The organism is Micrococcus sp. LASM2_SD2, assembly GCF_057364565.1.
Genome location: NZ_JBNFOB010000378.1, coordinates 1 through 1,353, shown reverse-complemented (window position 1 = coordinate 1,353; position 1,353 = coordinate 1). Strand labels below are relative to the sequence as shown.

The 1,353-nt window shown below is 74.2% G+C and carries 2 protein-coding genes and 1 pseudogene; all 3 read left to right on the top strand.

Features of this window, described 5'->3' with window-relative positions:
* On the top strand, nucleotides 1-817 hold an 817-nt coding region (locus AC2W7A_RS12515), incomplete at its 5' end, for an MFS transporter (RefSeq protein ID WP_485991623.1).
* Nucleotides 810-1,007 (top strand): annotated as a pseudogene (locus tag AC2W7A_RS12510) (aminoacyl-tRNA hydrolase); the annotation flags it as partial. The gene AC2W7A_RS12515 and the pseudogene AC2W7A_RS12510, both read left to right, overlap by 8 nt.
* A gap of 25 nt (nucleotides 1,008-1,032) precedes the next feature.
* A partial coding sequence (locus AC2W7A_RS12505) for a M20/M25/M40 family metallo-hydrolase (RefSeq protein ID WP_485991622.1) occupies nucleotides 1,033-1,353 on the top strand: 321 nt, incomplete at its 3' end.

Here is a 1,353-nt window from a genome sequence, read left to right as displayed (position 1 = left end):
CCCGGACCTGGACCCGGTCGGCGTCGTCCTGCTGGCGGGCGCCCTCCGTGGCCGGTCATGCTCCCGTTCCTGGACCGTGGGCTCGGGGCCGTGGCGGTTCGTGCTCGTGCCCGTCGGCATCGGCCTGGCCGCCCTCTGGACGCGGTGGGAGGCCCGGTACGCCCGACGGGGCCGCGCCCCGATGGTGGACCTGCGCCTGTTCCAGACCCGCAGCTTCGCGTGCGGCGCCCTGCTGATCGCCATCTACTTCACCGGCTCGACCAGCATGTTCGTGGTGATCGCCATGTTCATGCAGAACGGGCTGGGCTACCCGGCACTGCACGCCGCACTCATCGGTCTGCCGTCGGCGGTCATGTCGAGCGTGATGGCCACCGTGGCCGGTCGCGTGGTGCTGCGCACGGGCCGGAAGATCGTCGTCCTCGGCATCGCGCTGGCGCTGCTCGCCGTCGTGGGCTCCATCGGGGTGGCGTGGGCCAACCGGGAGTTCGGCCTGAGCCCGTGGTGGCTGCTGCTCACCCTCGCCCTCGTGGGTGCCGGGCAGGGGCTGGTGGTCTCCCCCAACCAGACCCTCAGCCTGGCCGAGGTCCCGCCGCGGCACTCCGGCACGGCCAGCGGCGTCCTGCAGACCGGCCAGCGCGTCGGCACGGCGGTCGGCACCGCCGTGATCGTGGGGGTGTTCCTGGGCGTCGCCTCCGGTGCCGACTGGGACGGGGCGTTCATGGCCGCCTTCGCGCTGGTGGCCGGGTGCATGGCCCTCGCGCTCCTCGTCGCACTCGCGGACCTGCGCGGACCACGGGCGGCGGCCCACCGTGGCTGAGCCCCGCCCCGGCGACGTGCGCGTCACCCCCGGCCCCGGCGCGCCCCGCGGGCTGGTCATCCCCGCGGGCGAGCTCGTCGAGCGCTTCTCCCACACCTCCGGGCCGGGCGGTCAGGGCGTAAACACGGCGGACTCGCGGGTCCAGCTCAGCCTGGACCTGGCGGCGACCTCCGCCCTCGACGACGTCCAGCCTGGACTATCTGCGCGGCGACGACATGGTGTGGAACGACCCGGCCCGCACCGCGGTGGTCCATGAGCTGTGCGAGGACCTGTTCCCGGGCTCGGTGATCACCGACCCGCCGATGCTCGGCGGCAAGGACTTCGCGGCCTTCTCCCGGACCGCGCCCGCCACGTACGTGTTCGTGGGGGCCGGCAACGCCGCCAAGGGCTTCGACGCGGGTCACCACAACCCGCGGTTCGGGCTGGATGAGGACGCCTTCCCGATCGCCCTGCGGCTGGTCGTGGAGGTCCTGCGGAACGGGCCGCCCCTCGCGGCGGGGTTGAGATCACGCCGGCTCCGGGCGCGTGCCCGGAGC